Origin of the sequence: Microbacterium sp. (assembly GCF_049661145.1) — a bacterium.
Lineage (GTDB): Bacteria > Actinomycetota > Actinomycetes > Actinomycetales > Microbacteriaceae > Microbacterium.
The window spans coordinates 1-18,307 of the sequence record NZ_JBASZT010000078.1 but is presented as its reverse complement, the minus strand read 5'-3'; the positions used below and the strand labels follow the sequence as shown (position 1 = coordinate 18,307).

Genomic DNA, 18,307 nt, shown 5'->3' with positions numbered 1-18,307 from the left:
GAGCTGCACCAGGCCGGCACACTGCTGGATGCCGTGCACGATCGGGTGGATGCCGCGATGAGCCAGTCCGCGCGGATCGCCTGGCACCCCGAACCGAAACACCCGGGTTCCGCCACACGCGCGAGCGTGGATGCCGGCGAGCTGCGGCTGACGGTGTGGCCGGACACCCCGTTGGGTGAGCACCAGCGCTACGCCTACCGCATCGAGCACACCCCCACCGGGCAGAGCGTGGAGGGCCGGGACCTGTTCACCGGGACCGGGGCGCCCGTCTCACCCGCACGAGCAGTGCGCGAGCTCGCGGTGTTCCTCGCAGCCGCGGGCGAGTCACGCCAGTTCGCGATCGACAATCCCGGCCAGCACACCGACAACGAGGGCGCGTTCCCCGGATGGGTGGCCGACGCCGCCCGCCAGCACCAGGCCGAGCTGGCCGTTCTGATCGACCACGACCCCGACCTGACGGAGAAGACGCCCCGCCGGTGGATCAGTGTCGTGTTCCTCCAAGGCGATGACGCCGACCAGGTGCTGGACATCATCGACCACGACGGCACCGATGCCGCGATCGACCACCTCGCCGGCTACGACTTCGGGGAGGAGACCACGCAGGCTGCGCTCGAGAACGGGTACGTCTACGACCAGCCTCCGACCGGCGCCCTGGACCGCACCGCGACCAAGGACGCCTACACCCTCACCTATAGCCCCTTCCTCGGCCACGTCTCCCTGCTCCGCACCCACGACGCCACCCCCGACCCGACCATCGCTCCCGACCCTGCGCCGGCGCGGCGCACCGTCGACCGGGAGCCGGCGCGGGCAGCGCGCCGTGCGGAGGGAACGGACTGGTTCGCCCGCCGGCCCGGCGCATCCGCCTCATCGGGGCGGGGGCTGGGACTGTGACCGGGCGGGAGGAGGGCCGTCTGCACACGGTGGTGCTGGTCGGCCCTGAGGGCGAGCGTCGCAAGCATCGCAAGGCCCGCCGGAAGGCCGCGACCCGGATCGAGACCACCGCCCGCGACACCCGGAAAGCCGACGCGAAAGCGAAGTGGGAGGCCGAGCAAGCAGAGAAACGCGCGACGACCTACTTGCCCGCCGCCGGGGAACCCGGACCCAGAGCGCTGCGGACCCCCGGACGGTTGCGGCTCCCCAAGCACCAGGACACCTCCGCCACGTTGGCCGGGCAGTACCCGTTCCTCGCCGAAGGGGGCCTCGGATCGGCGGGGGTGTTCGTCGGCCAGGACCTCTACTCCGGCGGGTCGTTCGTGTACGACCCGTGGGTGCTCTACCAGCGGGGTCTCATCACCGCCCCCAACGTCGTGCTGGCCGGCATCGTCGGCTCCGGCAAGTCCTCCCTCGCCAAGTCCCTCTACACGCGCTCCCTGCCCTTCGGCCGCCGCGTCTACGTCCCCGGGGACCCGAAGGGTGAGCACACCGCCGTCGCCGAGGCAGTCGGCGGGCGGGCGATCGTCCTGGGGCACGGCGTGTCCAACCGGCTCAACCCGCTGGATGAGGGCCACCGGCCCTCCACCGTGTCGGATGCGGAGTGGGCGATGCAGGTTGCCTCGCGCCGCCGCGACCTGATTGGCGCCCTTGCCGAGACGGTGCTGGATCGGGTGCTGTCGCCGTTGGAGCACACCGCGATCGACCTCGCCCTCCGCGACGCCATACGGGCGGCGGTGGTGCCGATCCTGCCGATGGTCGTCGACCGCATCCTCACCCCCAACCCCGAAGACGACCCCGACGGGCGCCTCGCGGAGGACGGCCGTCTGGTCGGCCACGCGCTGCGCCGTCTGGTCGCCGGGGACCTCCAGGGGCTGTTCGACGGCCCTTCCACGGTCAGGTTCGATCCGTCCCTGCCGATGGTGTCGCTGGACCTGTCCCGTGTGGCGGAGAACTCGACGCTGATCTCGGTGCTGATGACGTGCTCGTCGGCGTGGATGGAGTCGGCGCTGTCGGACCCGAACGGCGGGCAACGCTGGGTGATCTACGACGAGGCCTGGCGACTCATGGCCTACCCGTCGCTGCTGCGGCGGATGGACGCGCAATGGCGGCTCGCTCGGCACTTCGGGATCGCGAACATGCTGATCTTCCACAAGCTCAGCGACCTCGACAACGTCGGCGACCAGGGCTCCGCCATGCGCGCGCTCGCCTCATCCCTATTGGCGAACGCGGAGACCCGGATCGTGTACCGGCAGGAGGCCGACCAGCTCGGCTCCACCGCCACCGCCCTCGGCTTGACCGGCACCGAGCAGAAGCTCCTCCCAGGGCTCGGCACCGGGCAAGGGCTGTGGCGGATCAAGGACCGCTCCTTCGTCGTCCAGCACCAACTCCATCCCGCAGAGCTGACCGCGTTCGACACCACCACCCGCATGACCTCGAAAGGTCGCGGGTTCAGCAATCCCGACGCCGCTTCGGGAATCGTGAACGATCGGCAGGAATCCTGATGGCCCGCCCCCGATACAAGCGCACCGGCCCCGAACCCGAGTCCCGAGACGAACCCGTCCCGGTCACGCTCCCGCACGTGGTCATGGACATCGCCCCGGACGGGCGGATGACCGTCACCGTCGACGGGACACGGTACGAGCCGGAGCCGTTCGCCCCGGCGTGGCGGAGGGAAGACTTCGCCCGCGTCCTGGACCAGCTCACCGCCCAGCACCGTTCGCCGCTGCGAGTCGAGGTGCGCGAGGCGGACGGGACGACGTTCACCGACATCATCACCCCCAGCACACGCCGCCGCCCCCAACCAGAGCCCGCACCGACCCCGCCACCGTCGCGACAGGTGATGCCGGAGCTCGTCACGCTCCACGGGGAGGGGTTCGTGCCCGGCGAGGACGTGGGAATCGCGATCGTGATCGCGCACGGCGACGCTGGCCCGGACGGCACCATGCGTGCCCTCCTCACCGCAGAGCAAGCCGCAGCGAGCCCGACCCGCGAGGTCGTCCTGCTCGGCCGCGTCTCGGGAACCCTCACCATCGGACACCCCGAATGAGCACGCCACGCCCCGCCGGGTCGTTCGGTGACGAGCTCAGCAACCTCGGCATCAGCCTCCTTATCGCCGCCGCCCTCTTGGCCGGCATCCTGCGCGCGGCCGGGTCGGTCGCCGCGTGGATCACCGGCGCCGCCCAGCCCGCAGGCGGCGTCGAGACCGGCTTGGGCGTGCTGCTGAACCCCACAGACCCCGCGACGGCGCTCGACGCGGAAGGGCTGCACGTCGTGGCGTACTGGATCACCGCTGCCGTCCTGATCCTCGCGGCTGGGGCACTCGGCTGGTGGGGGTGGCGGCTGCTGCGCGATCATGGCCGGCAGATCAAGACCGACCCGCACCGGATCGCGGGGATCGCCACCCGCACCGAGGTCGCCCGGGCCGCCTCCGAACCCGCGCTGCTGCGCCGCGCCGGACACCTGCGCCCGTCCCTCGACAAGCCCACCCCGGAGGATGTCGGCTACCGCATCGGCACCTCACGCGGGCACGGCGTCTGGGCCTCGGTCGAAGACTCGATCCTGCTGCTCGGCCCGCCCCGCTCCGGGAAAGGCGCAGGGATCGTCATCAACATGATCCTCGACGCCCCCGGCGCGGTCGTCACCACCAGCACCCGGCCGGACAACCTCACCGCCACCCTCCGCGCCCGACAGAAGACCGGCCCGGTCGCGGTATTCGACCCCCAGCACCTCGCCGAAGGCGTCCCCGCCGGGCTCAGATGGTCACCCATCCGAGGGTGCGAGGACCCTTTGAGCGCGATGATCCGCGCCACCGGGCTCGCCGCCGGCACCGGCCTGTCCGCAGGCGGCGTCGAGGGCGGCGGGTTCTGGGAAGGCAAGACCCGCACCGCCCTCCAAGCCCTCCTCCACGCCGCAGCCCTCGACCACCGGCCGCCCGGTGAGTTGTTCCGGTGGACCCTCGACCCCTCCGCCGCCGCGGACGCGGTGGCGATCCTCACCGCCAACCCCCACGCCGCAACCGGATGGGCGGAGTCGTTGCAGGCGATGATCGACTCCGACCCCCGCACCCGCGACTCCATCTGGCAAGGCGTCTCCCTGGCGCTGGCCGCTCTCGCAGACCCGCGCGTGCTCGACGCCGTATCGCCGCGGGAGGGCGAGGACTTCGACCCCGAAGCGTTCCTCCGCGCCAAAGGCACCCTCTACCTGCTCGCCACCGGCGCCGGCGCCAACAACAGCGCGGCGCTGGTGGCGGCGTTCGTGGAAGACCTCGTGGAAGCTGCCCGCCGCATCGCCGCCACCAGCCCCGGCGCCCGCCTCGACCCGCCGCTGTTGCTCGCGCTGGATGAGGTCGGCAACCTCGCACCGTTGCCCTCGCTGCCTACGTTGATGGCCGAGGGGGGCGGCACCGGCATCACGACCATGCCTGTGCTCCAGTCGCTCGCCCAGGCGCGGGAGAAGTGGTCCGAGAACGCAGCCGGTGCGATCTGGGACGCCTCCATCGTCAAGGTCATCCTCGGCGGTGCGTCCAACAGCCGCGACCTGCACGACCTCACCACGCTCATCGGCGACCGTGACGAGGTGACCGACTCGACCACGATCGGCGACCACGGCTCCCGCACCGCGCAACGCTCCATCCGCCGCGTGCCGATCATGCCGCCCGACACCATCCGCACCCTCCCATTCGGCACCGCCCTCGTCATGCTGCGCGCCGCACCGCCCATCGTCACCCGACTGCGCCTGTGGACCGACCGGCCCGATGCCAAGGCACTGCGCGCCGACCGCGCCGACATCGAAGCACTGCTACAACGCCGCCCGCTGGGGAGCCCTGACGCACCTGCCTGACAAGAGCGGTCCCGCCGTGGGACTGCCGATGCCAGGAAGGGACGGTCGTCATGGCGATCCGCACGCAGGAGTCGTTCACTGGATTCATCGCCTCGGACCCGCAGCTCAGCCACACCGGCAAGGGCGAGGCGAGGTTCTACGCCCGGGTCGGGCAGGAGCACTACCGCAAGGAGCCGGACGGGTCGTTCACCGAGCTGGAGACCACGTTCCACGACCTCGTGGCGTACCGGGCGACCGCTGAGCGGGCGCATGAACGGTTCGCGAAGGGCGACAGCTTCGTCGCCGAGGGCTACGCGCACCCGTACGAGTACGAGCGGGACGGGCAGACCGTGCAGGGTGAGGAGTTCGTCGCCAAGAAGATCGGCTACGACCTCGCCCGCACCAGCTACGAAGTCGACCGCAACCCGCGCAACATCCGCACCGCGGAGCAGGAAGCCCCGACACCGACCGCGGGCAGAGAGACCGCGCACAGCGACGAACCGCGGCGTCCCTCCCCATCGGCCGCGCCAGGGCTCGGGCTGTGATCGAGGAGATGGTCATGGCTGAGGTAGACGGCATCCCCGAGCAGGACGAGCCGGAGCCCGCTCCTCTGGACGACGACTCCGACGGCATGGAGGCGCTGGAGGAGGACGCCGGTGTGCTCGCGGAGCCGCCGCATCCGGTGAACTGGAACCTCCTCACCGCCGAGGAGGCCGCCGGCGAGTGGGTCGAGCTCGACAAGTGGGTGACCTGGCTGCGCCACACCTACGGGCTCCCCGCCAGCGTGGTCCCGCCGTTCTGGCACCGCCACCCCGAACTCGTTTGGGAGCTGTCCGCTCTGCACCTGCACTGGCTGTGCGCGTACGACCCGGAGGAGAACGGGTCCGCGCCGAACGGCTGGCACCGCGACTTCGCCGACGCCCGACAGCGCCTGCGCGATTGGGTCGCCGCGTGCGGCACCCGCCTGGACCGCGACCGCGCCACCCGGCAGACCGCATGGCCCGGCGAGACGCCCGCGGAGGCGATCGAGGACGTCGTGATCCCTGATCGGGCGGCGGACTTCCGGGCGTTCGTCAAGGCCGATGTCGCACGGCGCCAGGAGGCCGAGGACGCCTTCTACGCCAGCCTCGGCGCAGACCCAGAGACCGGCGAGGTTCCCGGCGATGACGAGCCCACTCAGTGACCGCGGCATCGGCACCCTCGAGCCGCTGTGGTGCCCCAGGGAGGCGTCGGAGTTCCTGACCGTCTCCCAGGCCACGCTGTCCCGGTGGCGGCGCGAGAAGGTCGGGCCGCCGTTCCTCCAGGTCGGTGGCGTCTATCGCTACAACCCTGTCACCGTGCGCGCCTGGGTGCGCGAGCAGGAGACAGCGCATGGCTGACCCCCGCAACCATCGGATGCCGCCGGTCGGCGTCAAGCTCACCACCGACGTCGAACGCCGCACCGAAGGCTTCCGCGCCCGCGTCCGCTGGACCGATCCTTCGACCAAGAAGCGCGTCGGCCGAGTCAGCCACGTCCGCACCCCGGAGGAGGTCGAGGAGTTCTTCGAGCAGATGCGCGCCGCGACCGAGACCGGCAACGACACCACCGTCACCCTCGCCGCCTACGCAGCGTCAATCGGCGACAGGTGGCAGCGAGGCCTCGATCCCACGTCCACGGCCGAGCTCTACGACACCGGGCTCCGGCTCCGTGTGCTGCCCGCGCTCGGGCACATCCAGGTCGCGAAGATCACCGCCGGGATGATCGACCGCACCATCGACGGCTGGGAGGCCGAGCACTCCGCGTCCACGATCAAGAACTCCATCGCCCCGCTCGTCCGGGTCCTGGACGAGGCCGTCCGTGACGACATCATCTCGATCAATCCGGCCAAGCACCGCGCCCGCCGCAACCTCGGCAAGCACGTCACCCACACCACCGGGGCGCTCCGCCAATACGCGCTTCCCGATCTTCCGACGTTGCAGAAGCTCGCGGACGCGTGCGGGAAGGTGCACCAGTCGTATTCCGATCACGTCATGCTCGCCGCCCTCCTCGCCGCCCGCGGGTCCGAGGTCGCAGGGCTGCGTGCCGGGGATGTGGACTGGGGCAACCGCATCGTGTGGATCAGACGTCAGCATTACCCCGGCAAAGGCGGCCTCGTCATCAAGCAGACCAAAGGCCGCCGAGACCGGCCCGTGCCGATGCTCGACGCGCTCGAACCCGTCCTCGAACGTCTCACCGACGGCAAGGAGCCCGACGATCCGCTCCTGCGGGGGCCGCGCGGCGGAGTCCTCACCACCGCCACCGTCCGTGACGCGACGCACTGGGACGACCTCGTCGCAAAGCTCGGCTTCGACAATCTCACCAGGCACGGGCTCCGTCACACCGGGGCGACCTGGATGGCCGACGCCGGCATCGCCCTGCACGTGCTCCAAGAGATACTCGGGCACCAGTCGATCGAGACCACGAAGGGCTACCTGCACCCCGACCATCGGCACCTCGCCGAAGCCGCTCGGCAAGCAAACCAGTTCCTCTCCGCAGCCCCCACCAGAAGGGACGCCACCCGCCGCAACGGACCCCGCCTGTGACCACCTCGACGCTCGCTCCGACCCTCTCGAAAAGGGCAGGAGAACCGTCCTGCGCGGATTCTGGTCCACTCCACGGGCACCTTCTGGTGCACTTCGCGAGCGACGACACCGAACGGGACTGGTCCACTTCGACGGCGACCGCATCGAGCAGATCGAGCAAGTGGACCAGCCAGTGACCACCCTCAGAAACGACGAAGCCCTGGTGAAAGTTGCCCCTCACCAGGGCTTTTTGTCGGGATGACAGGATTTGAACCTGCGACCCCTTGACCCCCAGGCATCGGAGCGGGGTCCGGGCGGGTCCGCGACGGTCCGTTTCGCCGCGTGTTTCCGCGGGTCGGACGGCGACGGACGGAAGCGGACACTCGATTTCGCGCTCCCGTTGTGGTCGGCGTTGTGGTCACGCTCCCCCGCCGCTCTGAAATTAGCGACTGCACGCCGAGCTAAGCCGTGACCCTCACGACTCGACGATCCATGCTCTACAAGTAACGGTCCCGGACCGTCCCGGACCAGTCCCGGACCGCGGCCCGGTAAACGGTCCTGGAGTCCTCACACCCTAGGGTGAGGACGGAGGACCGTACGGGGGACGGACTACGCCGAGCAATGAAGGCGTGAAGCCTCAAAGCCCGAGCGCGGCACCGAGCATGCCGATCGCGTCTCGCTGGCGAGTGTCGTCGGCGTGGCCGTAGATGTCGCCCGTGATCGCGACGGATGAGTGCCCGAGCACGCGAGAGACGACGTGAAGCGGAACGCCCGCATCGAGCATGCCTGTCGCCGCCGAATGCCGCAGCGTGTGAAGCCCGACTCCCGTCGCATCGATCCCCGAGCGCCCCACGGCCGCGACGAAGGCGCGGAAGAGGTTCCGCGGGTCGATGGGGGCGCCGAGCTCCGTCGTGAAGACGAGCCCGCGATCGTTCCCCCATTGCGAGCCGGCACGAAGCCGCTCGGCCTTCTGTGCGATGTCGTGCTTCCGAAGCAACGTCACGACGCCGGGTGTGAGTGGCACGTCGCGCCGCGAGCGCATCGTCTTCGGCGGCGTCGAGACGAGATCGGCGCCGACCCGGCTGAGCGTCCATCGCACGCGCACGACGCCCTCTTCGAGATCGACGTCTTCCCAGCGCAGCGCGAGGGCTTCCCCGCGCCGTAGGCCGGTCCCGGCGATGAGCGACAGGATCGCGGCATATCGCGTACCGGCGGCAGCATCGAGCACGGCGCGAACCTCGCTCGGCGCAAGGTGCCGTGCTTCGTCGCGTCCGTCGGCGCGCGACGTCACGGCGGGGCGCTTGACCTTCGCCGCGACGTTGTCGGCGACGAGCTTGTCGCGCACGGCGCCGTCGAGCACGGCACGAAGGACCGTGTACGTCGTGCGGATCGTCGAATCGCTCGATCCGGCGTCACGCATGCGCTGCACGAGCGCTTCGACGTGCGTGGGCCGGATCGCCGCGAGCGCCATCGTCCCGAGTGGCGCGGGCGCGAGATGCACGCGGGCGAGGGTCCGATAGAGGCTCTTCGTCGCAGCCTTGCGGCTTGACGCTTCGAGCGAGGTCTTCGCCCATTCATCGATCCACGTCGCGAGCGGGGTCCGCGCATCGACGACCGGCGCGAAGGCATCGAGACGCTTCCGCGCGTCGGCCATCTTCGCCTTCGCTTCGCGTTGCGTCTTGCCGTAGAACGACCGCGACCGGCGCCTGCCCGTCTCGTCGTCCGTCCACGTCATCCGGGCTTCCCAGCGCCCGTCTGGCCGCTGTCGGAGCATCCCGTCGCCGTTGCTACGCTTCCCCATCGCTCTCCCCCTCAGCGAGTGCGGCGAACGCCGCGTCGAGTTCGTTGTCGTCGGCGTCGTGAGCGGGTATCAGTCCCGCTTCGCGCGCGTCCTTGATCCGGCGCGACGCCGAGCGCAGCCCGTTCTTCTGACCGGGGAAGGCATCGACGAAGCCGAGCACGTCGACGCGCACGCGCTCGGTCGGCTGCCGTCGATTGCGCGGAATCGTGGATCCCGTCTCGGCGTCTACGCGGTTCGCGGGATCGAGGTAGGCACGGGCGACGCGCCGCAGGAGGTCGGGCGCGGGCGCGCGCTTGCTGCCGTGAACGCGAGCACCGATCGCTCGACGGTCGGCGGGGATCGCGACGCGGCCGCTCGGCTGCATGACCGTCGCATGGTGGGCGATCGCGTCTTCCGCGATGCGCTCGAGGTTGAGCTCGCGGACGTCTGCCGACGTCACGATGCGGCCTCCCCGGCGGGCGATCTTGATCGTCTCGACCCCGGCGCCGTCGACCCCGTCCACGACGCGAATACGCGCCTCCGCGGCCTTGCCGCCTCCGCGGAGTTCGTCGTCTCTCTGCAGGACGACGTCCACGACTCGGGGCGCGCCGCCGTCGAAGGTCGCGGTCGACTTCGTCTTGATCCAAGGTGCCATGCCACATTCCTAACGTTGCTGTCGTACCAAGAATGGCGTGGCAGACGGTGAACTGTCAAGTAGCTCGCATTCATACAAGCCCGAGGGACAGACATGGAACAGGCGACACCGACGATCGCGCCGCTTCTCTACGACGAAGAGAACGCCCGGCACATGCTCGGCGGGATCGGGCGCTCGAAGCTCTTCGAAGAGATCGCCGCCGGCCGACTCCGCGCGGTCAAGATCGGCCGACGCACCTTCATCGCACACGCCGAGCTTGAGCGCTACGTCGCGGGACTCTACGCATGAGCGGCAAGAAGAAGGCCGCGATCCGCGAAGTGGCGAAGGGTCTGCTCGCGACGATCGACGCGCCCATGTGCGACCACGCGACCGGACTCTCGCACGCCCCCGACGCCGGCGAGTGCGCCCCTAATCCGATGGCAGTCGAGTACGGCACGGCCTGGCCGTGCGGTGACGGCTTCTTCCTCTGCTACGCCCACGCGAAGTACTGGGCGAGCGAGATGCGCGGCGAGCACCGTGACGAAGTGAAGTGCGCGACCTGCGAGCGAGCGGTCGGCCGGATCGAATGGATGTCGCTATGACCGCCAGGAAGCGCCGCCGCCCGAACATCGACCCCGAAGTCGCGGCCGCTCGTGCCCGTCTCGCCGGGCTCGCTCGCGCGGCATCCCAAACGCCCGAAGAGCTCGCAGCGTCGACGAAGCACGCCGCGAAGGCGCGATGGGCGAAGTACCGGGCAGAGCGTGAGGCGGCGGGGCTCCCTGCGACGAAGACGCCGCCGAAGCCGCAGCCGTCGGCGCGGGCGCTCGAATACTGGCTCGGCGTGATCGACCGCGAGCAACCGGAACGCGAATGGAAGAGCAACGAAGAGCGTCGCAGCGCGGCGCTACTGCGAGCTAAGCAAGAGGCCGCACGCGCCGCGCTGTCTCGGGCGAAGGGCGGGGCGGACAAGTGACAACGGAGAGCCCGCGCTATGTGCTAACAGAGGCCGACATGCGCGACTACTTTGCCCGCGGTCGCCGCGCTGTGAAGCGAGACGGCGCCGATCCGATCTTCGTCGCCGAGCGCATCGGTGCGAACGTCGATCCCCGCGTCGTCCCGGTCGATGTCGTCGTCGCAAAGCTCGCGAAGGATGCCGCGATCGATGAGACGGCCATCGTCGCGATGTACGGCAAGAAGGCGGCGAAGCGCGATCTCGCGAAGAGCATCCGCAAGGGTTGGCAGCGTGGCCGGCGTCGCGTCGACTCGACGCTTCTCGGCGACGACGCTCGCGAGCGCATGTCGCGCGTCAATGAAGAGGCCGACCGGCAGCGCATCCGCAAGGAAGCCGCGGAGATCGTCGCCGCGGAGATCGCGGGCGCCGGTGACGATGTTCCGACTCACATTGACGTCGCGGCGCTCGGCGACGATGTCGAAGCGCCGTCCCCGACGGCGGGCTCGATCCGCGACGACGGCGTCTTGCTGCTGTACGCGGGCGCCGTGAACATGTTCGGCGGCGAGCCTGGCGCGGGAAAGACCATCGTCGCGACCCTCAACGCCGTCGAGACGTTCAAGCGTGGCGGTCGCGTGCTCTGGCACGACTATGACCATAACGGGGCGAGAGCGACCGTCGCTCGGCTTCTCGCGGCCGGCGCGCCGCTCGATGTGCTCCGCGATCCCGCCCGCTTTCGCCTTCTCGTCGGCGAAGCGCCCGCGCAGATTCTCGCTTCTGTTGCCGAAGCGGTCGATTGGCTGAGCGCAGACGATCTCGCCGTTATCGACTCGGCGGGCGAGCTCGTCGCCATGTTCGGCGGTAACTCGAATGACGCCGACGACTGGACACGTATCTTCCGACAGGTGCCGGCGCCGATCGCCGAGACGGGCGCCGCTGTGCTGCTGCTCGATCACTTCCCGAAGACGGCGACAGGGACCGGCTACACGACCGGGACGAGCGCGAAGAAGCGGACGCTCGACGGCGCGATGTACGCACTCGCGCCCTTCAAGGATGACCCGCCGCGGCCCGGGAGCGTCGGGAAGGTCGCGCTGACGCTGCTCAAGGATCGGCACGGCGGCGTCCGCTACGGCGTCGGCGAGCTCGTGGCCGTGCTCGAACTCGACTCCCGCGACTCAGCGAATGGGCCGTGGTCGTGGCGCTTCATGCCGGGCCGACCGAAGGACGAGCGCGACGCCGCGCAATTGAGCGACGACGTCCGCGCGCTCGACGAGCTCGACGAGCCGCCGACGTCGAAGGAAGACGTCAAGCGCCGCATGAAGTGGGGAAGTGATCGGGCGCACAAGGCGCTCGCCGAGTGGCGCGCCGCGCGGACGACCTTCCCGCTAGACCCCGAACCGACCACAACCGACAAGGAGAACCGATCGTGACTACCAGCACACTCCCCGCCGAGCTCATGCTTCCCGGATTCATCTCGCACGTGTGCGACGCGCCGAGCATGCCCGCCCCCGTCCGCGATGTCATCGCCGTGGGCTTCGACATCAAGCGCGAGTCGTCCGCCGCCATGACCGCCCGCGATGAGCACGACGAGCTCGCCGAGAAGGCCGCGCAGCGTGACGCTCTCGACCTCGCCGCAGAGTTCGTGAAGGGCAACCTCGCCGCCGGTGACGACCCCGCCGACGCTGTTGATTTCCATCGCGCCGAAGTCGCCCGCCTACAGCGCAAGGTGAACGGACTCGAAGCCGCGAAGCCGCGCATCGTCCACGAGATTCGGTCGACAGTCGCGAAGTACGCCGACGAGTGGAAGAGCAACGCCGCGGCCGAAGGCGAGGCATTCGTGCTCGATCTCGCGGCGGCGCTCGCGATGACGCGCGACGCCGCCGAGCGTGGCCGTCACTCGATGGGGTCGCTCTCGGCCCTCGACGACTTCGAAGGGCGCCAGGAAGGGCTCTACGCGGGCGGCACGTCCGTCGGAAACCTTCGCGTCATGCCGCGCCCTGGCGGCTGGACGGTCGCGATCGAATCCGCTCTCGCTTCGCTCAGCGACGCGCTCGATCTCGCCACGCAAGAGCTCCACGACCGCACGATGACCGACGCCGAGCGCCGTAAGGCCGCGAAGGAAGCGGCAAAGGCTGAGAAGGCACGCGCGCGCGGACAGGCCGCGAGCGCGGCGCCTGTCGCCGTTCCGACCATCTCGACGAGCGACGACGCGCCCGCATTCGAGATCGGCTCGGACGATGACTGACGCGCGCGACCGGATCGACGCCGACTTCTCGATCCCCGACGTGACGATCAACCCGGCCGAATTCAACCCGTACCGGGAGACGCTTCGCGTCTGCAATCGGATCATCGACCTTCTTGACCGGATCATCGACGAGAACGGGGTGAAGTGATGGCGCTCAAGCGGCCGCGCCGGCGGAACTACGACAGCGAGCCCGACTTTCTGATGGCATGCCTTCGCTATCTCGATGCGAAGTATCCGGGCCGGGAGGGGCAGCGGAAACGCATCGCGGCGTGGCGCCGATGGAACGAAGAGCACGACCCCGACGTGCTTCGCTCGCGTCTTCGTGAGCTCGTCGAGCTCGACGCCATGTCGCCGGCCGACGAAGCCGAATTCGACCGTCTCGCCGCCGCATGGAAGGCGCGAGTGCGAAGTGTACGACCGACCCCCGACATCACTGAGAGGAACGAACGATGAGTACGGCAAGTGAACAGGCCGCGGCCTTCCTGACCGGCGGCACGAGCGACGACCGACCCGGCGAGACGCGAGGGGCGACAGGCGACTATGCCCGGCTCCGCGAGCTCTTGATCGAGAAGGACGAGCTCACAGACGACGAAGCCGCCGAGCTCGACGAGCTCTCGGAGAAACGCCGCTCGGGCGCGCTGACCGGTCGCCCGAAGACGGTCGTCTACAAGCGGCAGAGCGTCGCCGGCGAGAGCGACCGTGACGGCGACCGCGGCGCCCCGCCGAGCGCACGGACGGCGAGTGAGAAGGCCGCGAACTTCCTTCGGGGTCGGCCGTGAGTCCGGTCAAGGGCGGCGGCGCCGGCAAGTCTCTGCCGGCCGCGTCGCCCGCCGAGATCGAGAAGGCGCTTGCGAAGCTCGAAGCCCAGCTCGAACGCATTCACGCCCGGCTCGTCGAAGCGAACGCGCGTCAGCGTGCCGAGAACGCCGCGAAGGCGGCGCGCGATGCGTAGGTCGTCACGTCAGGGCGCGATCCCGTCAGAGCTCGGCTTCCTGATCGACGAGCTCGACGAGATCCAGCGGCGCCTAGGCATTCTCGAAGCCCCGTCGGGCGAAGCGATCGGGAACACCGTCGCGAAGCTCGCGGCGCTCGTCCGACCCGCGACGATCTACCAGCGCGAAGACCCGGCGACCATCACGGCGGCAGCGTCGCCTCTTGCCGCCGTCTCGACGCCGGTCCCCGACGGGTATACACGGGCGCTCGTGCACGTGACAGCGTCGGCGACGCTTCGATCGAACGAAGCCGCGGGCGTCTCGACGCTCTTCATGTGCGCCGCGATCGTCGCCGCGTCGGGCGGCGAATTCTACAACCAGTGGGCGAGCGTGGACGGCCAGAAGTACGGCGGCGTCCAGGCGACAAGCGCCGTCGTCGTCGAAGACCTCGCGCCCGGCTCGACGGTCGACGTGCACGCTCTCGTAAGCTTCCCCGGCGCCTACACGATCGGCCGCGCATCCGTCGCCGGCTCGATCCTCTTCCTCCGATGAGCGCCGCGGCCTGTCGCGTTGACCGCTCTCCCGACACGGGCTCGCTCGTCGTGTGTACGTGCGGCTTCGCGCTCGGGCCGTTCATGGATCACTCGAAGGCGCTCGACGTCGCCGAAGAGCATCGCCGGATACATGCCGCGCCCGTCAAGCTCACGGCCGAAGCGAAGGCGCGACATCTCGAAACGCAGCGGCGCTATCGCGCCGAGAAGAAGGCACGACGCGCCCAGTAGAGCGCACGAAGCGCCCCCGTCAGGCTTCGGCCGGCGGGGCGCTTCGTCGTGTCACGAGCTCAAGCGGCGGAGCTCGTCACTCGACGGCGACGGGCTCTTCCCCGAGTGCGAAGAGCTCGGCGTTGAGCTCTTCGATGAGCGCGTCGTGATTGACGAGATCGACCGTCGCCGTGACCCGGTTCGGGGCGTCGATGCCGAGAAGCTTCCGGCGCGACTCGCCGATCGATCGAAGGCTGTCGAGTGCGCGCATGATCTGCTTCTCATCGCGCAGCACGAGCAAGTCGGGGCGCTGCTCGCGCAGCACGTCAAGCGTCGTGTTCATCGCGAACGCACGTTGCGCCGATGCGACGTCGTCGACGCGGCTGAGTAGCGACGTGAACGCGCGTTGCTGACGATCGAGATCGGCGAGCTCAGCGGCCCGCTGCTCGTCACGCGTCTCGTCGTCGAGAGCTACGGCGAGCGTGTCGCGGTACTCGGCCACGCGCTTACGGGCGGTCCCGATCGTCATCGAGCGCCCTAGTCCGCCGTCCGGGACCGTCGCGCCCGAGAGGTCGGCGATCGCCTGATAGCTCAGCCGGTCGAGATGCCGGCGCTCGTACGCCCATCGCGCTTCGTTCAACGTCTCGGCGAGCGTCCGCGCGTGCTGCTCGCCTTGCTTCCTGCCGCCCATGTTCGAAGCCTACGTCGCGCCGTTGTGGTAGCCGTTGTGGTCAACGGGCGACAATCGCCGCAGACAACGACGAAGCCCCGGTGAGATTTAGCTTCTCACCGGGGCTTTTCCGGTCGGGATGACAGGATTTGAACCTGCGACCCCTTGACCCCCAGTCAAGTGCGCTACCAAGCTGCGCCACATCCCGTTGTTTAGTTTTCGTGCTGCTCCGCCTCGCTAACTCACCTGACCCCCAGTCAGGTGCGCTACCAAGCTGCGCCACATCCCGGTCGAGCTGCCCGCACGCGGACAACTCCCCTATCCTACCGGGTCGGCGCGCCGGTCGCGAACGCGTGAACGGTGTCGAAGGTGGCGAGTACGGTCGCTGCATGACCGAGATCGTCATCACCCCGGCATCCGCCGACCGCTTCGCCGACGTCGAGCACGCGCTCACGGGCGGCGGGGACGGCGGCTCGTGCTGGTGCCAATGGTGGATGCTGCGTGCCACCGACTTCAGTTCCACCACCAACGCCGAGCGCCGCGAGCTGTTGCGACGCGATGTGGCCGAGACGCCGGCATCCGCCCTCGTTGCCTACACCGACGGCGAAGCGGTCGGCTGGGTCAAGGTCGCCCCGCGAACCGCCCAGCCGCGCCTAGGAGACTGCTGAACAATCTGGCTGGTTAAGGCGCGCCTGCGGGCTGGTCGCGCGGGGTCGTTGAGACTTGATTGATGCAGGGTCGTGATGACGGGTCGCGTGTTCTTCTGGATGTGTCCTCGTTCGCGGGGCATCTGTTGCCGGCGGGGAGCGTGTTCGCGTTCCTCGCTGAGCACCGGCACCAGCTGTTCCCCGATGACATGTTCGAGGACCTGTTCCCCTCGCGGCGGGGTCGCCCGTCGCTGCCGGGAGATGTCGCCGCGTCGGTGCTGGTGCTGCAGACGTTGCATGGCCTGTCGGATCGGGAAGCGGTCGACGCGGTCACATTCGATTTGCGCTGGAAGGCGGCGTGCGGATTCGCGATCGACGCGGCCGGGTTCCACCCGTCGACGTTGACGTATTGGCGGCGCCGGTTGGCCGCGTCGGAGCGTCCGCACCGGATTTTCGACGCTGTGCGTGAGGTGATCGGTCAGACCGGGGTGATCGCGGGCAAGACGCGGCGGGCACTGGATTCCACGATCCTCGATGACGCGGTGGCCAGGCAGGACACCGTCACGCAGCTGATCGCGCAGATCCGCCGGGTCGCCCGTGAGGTTCCCCCCGCCGGGCCGGTGGTGGCGGGGTTGACCGGTCATGACTATTCCCGGCCGGGTAAGCCCGACATCGCATGGGATGACCAGGTTGCTCGTGACGACCTCGTCTCCCGCCTGGTGATCGACGCGAACACCGTCCTCGCCGCCGTTGAGGACGCCGACTTGGATGAGCGTCAGCAGGACGCAGTCGCGTTGCTCGCGCTGGTCGCCGGGCAGGACGTGGAACCGGCGGACGGGTCCGACGGCACCGACGGGCGGTGGCGGATCGCCCGCCGGGTCGCCCCGGACCGGGTGATCTCCACCGTCGACCCGGACACCCGTCACGCGCACAAGTCGAGGCAGAAGCGACAGGACGGGTTCAAGGCGCATCTGATCGCGGAACCCGACACGGGCCTGGTCACCGCGGCCGTGCTCTCCAAGACGTCCGGATCCGAGAACAGCGACGCAGCCCGCGGCATCGAACTGCTCGCCGCGGCCCGATGCTCGCCGCGCTCGCGCAGGCAGGCCACCTCGCTCTGGTCAAGCCGATGCCCTTGCGGGCCGCAGTCCCCGGCGGGTTCACGATCGATGACTTCACCATCGACGAGGACGCGAGCACCGCGACCTGCCCGGCAAGACACACCCGACCGGTCACGGCGAAACGCCACGTCACGTTCGGGGCGATCTGCCGCACCTGCCCGCTCGCCGGACGATGCACGACCTCCACCCGGGGGCGCAAGCTTGATCTCACCGTCCACGACCGGCTACTGCGCGAGCACCGGGCACGAGCGGCGACTCCCGAGTTCCAGGAACCGTATCGGCAGCATCGCCCCATGGTCGAACGCACGATCGCGTGGATGACCCGCGGCGCACGCAGGGTCCCCTACCGGGGAGTTGAGAAGAACAACGCCTGGTGGACCACCCGGGCCGCCGCAATCAACCTCAAACGACTCCTCACCCTCGGCCTGAGCATCGAAGAAGGAACCTGGGCGCTGAGCTGAGACCCTGACAGGCCCACCGCGGACACGGTGAACCACTGGACACCACCCCCGATACCGACGCAGAATGACCACAGCGGGCGGAGTGACCCCGTTGTCGCACCCTGAGTGCTGACCTACACACGCCGCGAAACGGCCATTGGCGGCGCTCCGCCCGCGCCACCACCAACTTGTTCAGCAGTCTCCTAGCGCGCACGCGGAACCTCCAGCCGTCGCCCGAACCCTTCGACGACCCCTCCGTCTGGGCGATCACGTGCTTTGTGGTCCGGCGCGAGCACCGCGGCGAAGGCATCGGCCGGATGCTGCTCGACGCCGCCGTCGCGCACGCACGCGGTCATGGCGCACGCGTGATTGAGGGTTACCCGATCGACACCGACCGCGGCAAGACCACCTCCAACGAGCTCTTCCACGGCGCGCTCTCGACCTTCCTCCACGCGGGCTTCACCGAAGTAGCGCGGCCGAAGCCGGCTCGCCCCATCGTGTCGCTCACGGCATCTGACGGCACGGAGTCGGGCAGAATCGAGGAGTGAGCGAACCTTCGGTGCGGGTGGATGCCTGGCTGTGGGCGGTCCGCGTCTACAAGACCCGCTCGGCGGCAACGACGGCGTGCCGCGCCGGCCATGTGCGCATCGCGGGCGAGAAAGCGAAGGCCGCCCAGCCGGTGCGCGTCGGCGACGAGGTCCGCGTACGGATCGCGGGTTTCGACCGGATCCTCATCGCCCGGCAACTGCTCACCAAACGCGTCGGCGCGCCCCTGGCCGCGCTCGCCGCGGAAGACCGCACGCCGCCACGCGAGCCCGTCGCCCAGGTCGCCGTG

24 protein-coding genes, 1 tRNA gene and 1 pseudogene are annotated in these 18,307 nt (G+C 69.5%); 22 read left to right on the top strand and 4 right to left on the bottom strand.

The features are described 5' to 3' along the window. Window positions 1–57: 57 nt before the first annotated feature. The 8 genes from WBP48_RS03690 (at window position 58) to WBP48_RS03655 (ending at window position 7,314) form a co-directional block, all read left to right on the top strand. Entirely contained in the window at window positions 58–891 is an 834-nt protein-coding gene (locus WBP48_RS03690; RefSeq protein ID WP_424436270.1) for a hypothetical protein, read from the top strand. Next, entirely contained in the window at window positions 888–2,435 is a 1,548-nt protein-coding gene (locus tag WBP48_RS03685) for an ATP-binding protein (protein WP_424436265.1), read from the top strand. Before WBP48_RS03690 ends, WBP48_RS03685 begins: the two co-directional genes overlap by 4 nt. Beyond that, complete coding sequence (locus WBP48_RS03680) at window positions 2,435–2,980, top strand: hypothetical protein (RefSeq protein WP_424436262.1); 546 nt, start codon at window positions 2,435–2,437, stop codon at window positions 2,978–2,980. The genes WBP48_RS03685 and WBP48_RS03680 overlap by 1 nt, the downstream gene beginning before the upstream one ends. After that, complete coding sequence (locus WBP48_RS03675; protein ID WP_424436259.1) at window positions 2,977–4,773, top strand: type IV secretory system conjugative DNA transfer family protein; 1,797 nt, start codon at window positions 2,977–2,979, stop codon at window positions 4,771–4,773. Before WBP48_RS03680 ends, WBP48_RS03675 begins: the two co-directional genes overlap by 4 nt. 50 nt (window positions 4,774–4,823) lie before the next feature. Continuing rightward, the gene (locus WBP48_RS03670) at window positions 4,824–5,297 is read left to right on the top strand and encodes a single-stranded DNA-binding protein (RefSeq protein ID WP_424436256.1); all 474 of its coding nucleotides are present in this window, start codon (window positions 4,824–4,826) and stop codon (window positions 5,295–5,297) included. A gap of 86 nt (window positions 5,298–5,383) precedes the next feature. Further along, on the top strand, window positions 5,384–5,935 hold the full coding sequence (locus WBP48_RS03665; RefSeq protein WP_424436267.1) for a hypothetical protein: 552 nt from the start codon (window positions 5,384–5,386) through the stop codon (window positions 5,933–5,935). Beyond that, window positions 5,916–6,131 (top strand): helix-turn-helix domain-containing protein, encoded by a 216-nt coding sequence (locus WBP48_RS03660; RefSeq protein WP_424436253.1) that lies wholly within the window; start codon window positions 5,916–5,918, stop codon window positions 6,129–6,131. Before WBP48_RS03665 ends, WBP48_RS03660 begins: the two co-directional genes overlap by 20 nt. Beyond that, complete coding sequence (locus WBP48_RS03655) at window positions 6,124–7,314, top strand: tyrosine-type recombinase/integrase (protein ID WP_424436250.1); 1,191 nt, start codon at window positions 6,124–6,126, stop codon at window positions 7,312–7,314. The genes WBP48_RS03660 and WBP48_RS03655 overlap by 8 nt, the downstream gene beginning before the upstream one ends. A gap of 616 nt (window positions 7,315–7,930) precedes the next feature. Here the strand turns inward: WBP48_RS03655 and WBP48_RS03650 are convergent. Together WBP48_RS03650 and WBP48_RS03645 are read right to left on the bottom strand one after the other, a co-directional pair. Then, a complete protein-coding gene (locus WBP48_RS03650; protein ID WP_424436247.1) occupies window positions 7,931–9,028 on the bottom strand; it encodes a tyrosine-type recombinase/integrase in 1,098 nt (365 codons plus the stop codon). Between the two features lie 52 nt (window positions 9,029–9,080). Continuing rightward, window positions 9,081–9,728 carry a hypothetical protein gene (locus WBP48_RS03645; RefSeq protein ID WP_424436244.1) on the bottom strand — a complete coding sequence of 216 codons (648 nt, stop codon included), beginning with the start codon at window positions 9,726–9,728 and terminating at the stop codon, window positions 9,081–9,083. A 93-nt stretch (window positions 9,729–9,821) separates the two neighbouring features. On the opposite strand from WBP48_RS03645, the gene WBP48_RS03640 reads away from it, so the two are divergent. The 10 genes from WBP48_RS03640 to WBP48_RS03595 all read left to right on the top strand — a co-directional run bounded on the left by WBP48_RS03640 (window position 9,822) and on the right by WBP48_RS03595 (window position 14,615). After that, window positions 9,822–10,016: a hypothetical protein gene (locus tag WBP48_RS03640; protein ID WP_424436241.1), complete on the top strand. Its 195-nt coding sequence runs from the start codon at window positions 9,822–9,824 to the stop codon at window positions 10,014–10,016. Then, window positions 10,013–10,309: a hypothetical protein gene (locus WBP48_RS03635; protein ID WP_424436239.1), complete on the top strand. Its 297-nt coding sequence runs from the start codon at window positions 10,013–10,015 to the stop codon at window positions 10,307–10,309. Before WBP48_RS03640 ends, WBP48_RS03635 begins: the two co-directional genes overlap by 4 nt. Further along, complete coding sequence (locus WBP48_RS03630) at window positions 10,306–10,680, top strand: hypothetical protein (protein WP_424436236.1); 375 nt, start codon at window positions 10,306–10,308, stop codon at window positions 10,678–10,680. Before WBP48_RS03635 ends, WBP48_RS03630 begins: the two co-directional genes overlap by 4 nt. A gap of 38 nt (window positions 10,681–10,718) precedes the next feature. Continuing rightward, window positions 10,719–12,086: an AAA family ATPase gene (locus tag WBP48_RS03625; protein ID WP_424436234.1), complete on the top strand. Its 1,368-nt coding sequence runs from the start codon at window positions 10,719–10,721 to the stop codon at window positions 12,084–12,086. Continuing rightward, window positions 12,083–12,901, top strand: coding sequence for a hypothetical protein (locus WBP48_RS03620; RefSeq protein ID WP_424436231.1), 819 nt, complete (start codon window positions 12,083–12,085; stop codon window positions 12,899–12,901). Before WBP48_RS03625 ends, WBP48_RS03620 begins: the two co-directional genes overlap by 4 nt. Then, on the top strand, window positions 12,894–13,049 hold the full coding sequence (locus WBP48_RS03615; protein WP_424436228.1) for a hypothetical protein: 156 nt from the start codon (window positions 12,894–12,896) through the stop codon (window positions 13,047–13,049). Before WBP48_RS03620 ends, WBP48_RS03615 begins: the two co-directional genes overlap by 8 nt. A 301-nt stretch (window positions 13,050–13,350) precedes the next feature. Further along, a complete protein-coding gene (locus tag WBP48_RS03610; protein ID WP_424436225.1) occupies window positions 13,351–13,680 on the top strand; it encodes a hypothetical protein in 330 nt (109 codons plus the stop codon). After that, window positions 13,677–13,853: a hypothetical protein gene (locus tag WBP48_RS03605; protein WP_424436222.1), complete on the top strand. Its 177-nt coding sequence runs from the start codon at window positions 13,677–13,679 to the stop codon at window positions 13,851–13,853. Before WBP48_RS03610 ends, WBP48_RS03605 begins: the two co-directional genes overlap by 4 nt. Continuing rightward, a complete protein-coding gene (locus WBP48_RS03600) occupies window positions 13,846–14,385 on the top strand; it encodes a hypothetical protein (protein WP_424436219.1) in 540 nt (179 codons plus the stop codon). The genes WBP48_RS03605 and WBP48_RS03600 overlap by 8 nt, the downstream gene beginning before the upstream one ends. After that, the gene (locus WBP48_RS03595; RefSeq protein WP_424436216.1) at window positions 14,382–14,615 is read left to right on the top strand and encodes a hypothetical protein; all 234 of its coding nucleotides are present in this window, start codon (window positions 14,382–14,384) and stop codon (window positions 14,613–14,615) included. Before WBP48_RS03600 ends, WBP48_RS03595 begins: the two co-directional genes overlap by 4 nt. Before the next feature lie 76 nt (window positions 14,616–14,691). Here the strand turns inward: WBP48_RS03595 and WBP48_RS03590 are convergent, their stop codons facing one another. Both WBP48_RS03590 and WBP48_RS03585 read right to left on the bottom strand, forming a co-directional pair. Next, entirely contained in the window at window positions 14,692–15,285 is a 594-nt protein-coding gene (locus WBP48_RS03590) for a hypothetical protein (RefSeq protein ID WP_424436213.1), read from the bottom strand. Between the two features lie 113 nt (window positions 15,286–15,398). Then, window positions 15,399–15,472: transfer RNA gene (locus WBP48_RS03585), tRNA-Pro, on the bottom strand. Window positions 15,473–15,653: 181 nt separating this feature from the next. On the opposite strand from WBP48_RS03585, the gene WBP48_RS03580 reads away from it, so the two are divergent. The 4 genes and pseudogenes from WBP48_RS03580 to WBP48_RS03565 all read left to right on the top strand — a co-directional run. Continuing rightward, window positions 15,654–15,932 (top strand): hypothetical protein, encoded by a 279-nt coding sequence (locus tag WBP48_RS03580; protein ID WP_424436210.1) that lies wholly within the window; start codon window positions 15,654–15,656, stop codon window positions 15,930–15,932. Between the two features lie 62 nt (window positions 15,933–15,994). Next, window positions 15,995–17,493 (top strand): annotated as a pseudogene (locus tag WBP48_RS03575) (IS1182 family transposase). 167 nt (window positions 17,494–17,660) lie between these two features. Next, entirely contained in the window at window positions 17,661–18,020 is a 360-nt protein-coding gene (locus tag WBP48_RS03570; protein ID WP_424436207.1) for a GNAT family N-acetyltransferase, read from the top strand. Next, the coding region (locus tag WBP48_RS03565) for an RNA-binding S4 domain-containing protein (protein ID WP_424436204.1) at window positions 18,017–18,307 on the top strand (291 nt) is incomplete at its 3' end. The genes WBP48_RS03570 and WBP48_RS03565, both read left to right, overlap by 4 nt.